The sequence below is a fragment of the Bacteroides sp. RTP31139st1_H2_RTP31139_211217 genome (assembly GCF_040227615.1).
Taxonomy (GTDB): domain Bacteria; phylum Bacteroidota; class Bacteroidia; order Bacteroidales; family Bacteroidaceae; genus Bacteroides; species Bacteroides uniformis.
Window position 1 is genome coordinate 11818 of record NZ_JBCNZM010000112.1, and the last position, 3541, is coordinate 15358.

Genomic DNA, 3541 nt, shown 5'->3' on the forward strand with positions numbered 1-3541 from the left:
ATATAGCTGCCTGACATGCGGCCAATAATCTTGTTTACCCGTTCCTCCGCATCAATGTAGTCATTGATATTTTCAAGAAAACTGTCATCAAAATAACCGTCAGTCGCTTCATTGGCATGTTCAGACGTACCTTTTATGGCATTCAACAATCTATAAGCCTCTTTTGTATCATTCAAAGCATTCCGAAGCAATATATATTGTTCTGCAAGGCTTTTAACCGTATTTCCTTCATCATCAGTCTTAAACGTTTCATTAAAAGTGTCTGCCCAAACTGGAGAATAATCCTTTAATGCTGTTTTCATTTCTTCAATAGAAGAAATCAGTGAGGCATCATTCGCCTTAAAAGGATCAACATCAGCAAATTTTTGAGCTTCTTTCGTTAAATTCTTGAAACCGTCTTGTGCTCTTGTTGTCAGCTCGGAAATACGCTCGTTCATTTCGTCAGCCTTTTGCCCGGACTTATACCATAATTCAGTAATGGCAAAAAGTCCAGCGAACAAATACATGTATGGATTGAACAAACCCTTAAAAGCAGTCCAAACTTGTTTGGCTCCATAACTAAGCATTGTCATTGCCACACGAGCTTTTCCAGCTGACATAGCCACTTGAAGTTCAGCTTTTGATATATTAAGTAATTGGGTAATATGTCCTGCCTGACCTGATTTAATTTTCCCAAGTGTTATCAACCTCAACGCTTGTTCTTTGTTCAATGCGCCACTAACAGCCAATGCCCTCCATTCTGCGGTAGTCATAGCATTTCTTGAAGCAATCAATCCTTTTTCAGCGGCAGTTAAAGTGCGGTAATTGGAAGCCATCACTAAATCCGCTGCTGTTTTCTGTTTAGCTGCGAGTGTTCCTTTTATTAATGTAGCATTTGCCACTCCCATGGCACGTGATTCTGCATAAACCGCAACCCGATATGTTCCAAACGCAGCTGTGGCCGCTGTTATAAAAGGTACAATTTCTTTCCAATTTTGAGCAAGGGTGGTAAGGCTTTCGGCAGTCCATTTCAATGTACTACCCATTGACTCCGCAATATCACCAAGCATAATGTCAATCGCATCAGCCAAGTTCTTCCATTTGGACTTAACTGATTCTGAAAGAACTTCCTGCATATTATTAAACATGCCACCATCATCCGTAAGTTCCCAAAGAACATCTTTTACATCCTCAAACGTAACCTTCTTTTTCGAGATCATATCAAGCACTTCACCGGCACTGACAATGCGGCCTTCCAACTTGCTGAATCGCTCGGCCAGTTTATCCACCATAGGAATGTTCGCTTCCGTCAATTGTCGTAATTCCGTTCCTTTCAAGAATTTAGCAGCCTTTATCTGACCGTAGGCCAATATGATACGTCCCATATCAACACCTACACCGGCTGATATATCAGCCAGCCTTTTCATGGTATCATACAATTCATTGTATGGTATAGAATACGCGGAAAGTTGTTTGGCATACTGATTCAAGTCCATAACCCCGAACGGAGAAGCAACAGCCAGTTTCTTAATCTGATTGAATATGGTTGTAGCTTTGCCTTCATCTTGCAAGATAGAGGCCATTGCAATTTTCTGATTCTCCAACTCACCACCAATATCAACCACTGCACGTAAGAAATTTTGTGCCGCATAAATGGAGTATAGCCCCAAAAATTCATTTCTTAATTGTCCGACAATACTCAACTGGCTGTTCATTGCTCCATTCATATTGAGAGTGGCTGTCATGTGCCGCCTTGCTGCATTGGCTGATCTCTCACGGGCATTAGCCAAATCCAGTTCCGCTTTGGCGGCACGGGCGGCTCTTTGTCGCGCAAGCTCACGTGCAGCTGCGGCAGAAGCCTCCGCTTTGGTTTGAATGGCTGCGGCTTTGGCGGCGCGTAAATCACTTGCTGTAAAGTTTGTATTCAACCCGGCGGCTTGCAAGGCGGCACGGACAGCTTGTGTGGTACTGGCCTTATCCACTACCACATTGATCTTAAACTTCTCACTTTGAAGCAAAGTCTTCATATCGCCAACCAACTTCTTCTTGTCAAAACCCACATCAAGTTTTGCCTGCAAGTCTTTGGTGATTTCCGCTTTCAATTTTTTACGTTGTTCCGCTGTCTTATCACGGAACAGTATATCAAAATATAAATTACCGAGATCAGCCATATATTATTGTGTTTGTGTTACTTATAATCATTAATGTTAATTGCTGTTTCTCCATTGCCATACTTATCTTTCCAGCGTTTGGCAGCATCCTCTATTTCGCTTACGGAAGGGGATTTGAAGTTCTTCGTATCGTGCTTCTTTTCCTTGTTGTCCTTGTCACAATCTGTAACCACAATAGACACATCCATTGCCAATAGTTCAATTTGTGCATTTGTAAGTACCCAATAAATACCAAACAAGGGCTTGCTTATTGGAATCCCAAATACTCTCAAAGGCTCTGTCAGCCACGGATAGGACTTGCCTATTTCCCACGTTTGTCCGTAGCTGGTTCGTGAAGGATATGCTCTGCTTCCTCTTTTGTCATTGTCATCATCGTGTCCTTCATCGCGGTCAGATATATGGTAGCAGTCAAGTAGTCTTCCACTGGAATTTTTTTTTTGCCGACGGCTATAACCTTCATCAGCTCATGATCTCCATATTGTTTGATATAAAAGAACCATCGCCACAAGAAAGGATAGAAGAACTTGATCTTCCAATATCCGTTCAAAATGATAGCGGCTGCACATTGGCAACTGATCTTATCATCATTTCCCGATTTCTGCATGGTACTGGTGAATTTGCGTATAGTCCCTCTTTTCAGCCATGAAATACCATATTTCTTTCCTCGGACTTCCACATAGTCCACACTGTCTTCCAACACATCATTCAATAGCCTTTCATCCTCCGGTGTAGGAAGTGTTATGTCATTCTTCTTTGTCATATTTTATCGTGTTTTATACGAAAAAAGGTGGTGGCCGGTATCAAGTAGCTCACCACCTTTTCGCTGATATGAATTTTGCAAAGTGTTATATCCTAAGTTTTTTATTCGGACACTTTTTTACGTAAAATGTAAATAGAGGCACCCTTAGCATCATTCAACGGAGAAACAGATACATTAAAGTACCCCGGCTTATCCTGCTCGCTGACGAAGTTGCTATACCCCTCAACATTCGGTAAGAACAAGGCTGTTTGACGGTCTTCACTACGCATGAAGAGTCCTCCGATTACTTTCTTCGGTTCGATATTGTAACCTTCACCTTCATAAGTCTCACCATCAATGGTAGCAGTCATAGCCACCGTTTCCGCTTTCTTGTTCAGTAACAAGTCATTGATCTTTCCTGCCACGGAAGGTACTTGAAACTGAATATCGGAATCTCCAGCATTAGCAATAGAAGTCCAAGTTGCTCCGGTTGTCAACTTGATCTTGGAAACATCGGCAGCTCCGGTATCAAATGTAACTCCGTCAGAGAGTACCGGCAGCTCCATATCAAAAGCCGCTAAAGTTGCGAGGTCACTATTGACTTTGGACACATAATAAACCTCCTTCATCTGATTAAAGAGCACCTTTAACT

At 42.0% G+C, this 3541-nt stretch carries 4 protein-coding genes; all 4 read right to left on the minus strand.

Annotation, left to right across the window (positions count from 1 at the left end):
* Positions 1–2150 (minus strand): tape measure protein (locus tag ABUA47_RS16715; protein ID WP_410520191.1); only part of this gene is annotated, 2150 nt, incomplete at its 3' end.
* A gap of 17 nt (positions 2151–2167) precedes the next feature.
* Positions 2168–2338, minus strand: a complete 171-nt coding sequence (locus tag ABUA47_RS16720; RefSeq protein WP_004326771.1) for a hypothetical protein — start codon at positions 2336–2338, stop codon at positions 2168–2170.
* A gap of 113 nt (positions 2339–2451) precedes the next feature.
* On the minus strand, positions 2452–2910 hold the full coding sequence (locus ABUA47_RS16725) for a hypothetical protein (protein WP_004326772.1): 459 nt from the start codon (positions 2908–2910) through the stop codon (positions 2452–2454).
* Positions 2911–3011: 101 nt separating this feature from the next.
* Positions 3012–3541: hypothetical protein (locus tag ABUA47_RS16730; RefSeq protein ID WP_349831790.1), on the minus strand; the 530-nt coding region annotated here is incomplete at its 5' end.

What these genes read in the sequence shown, in the direction of transcription:
- ABUA47_RS16720 (WP_004326771.1), bottom strand. Translation starts at nt 2,338, where the DNA reads ATGGATGTGTCTATTGTGGTTACAGATTGTGACAAGGACAACAAGGAA.
- ABUA47_RS16725 (WP_004326772.1), bottom strand. Translation starts at nt 2,910, where the DNA reads ATGACAAAGAAGAATGACATAACACTTCCTACACCGGAGGATGAAAGG.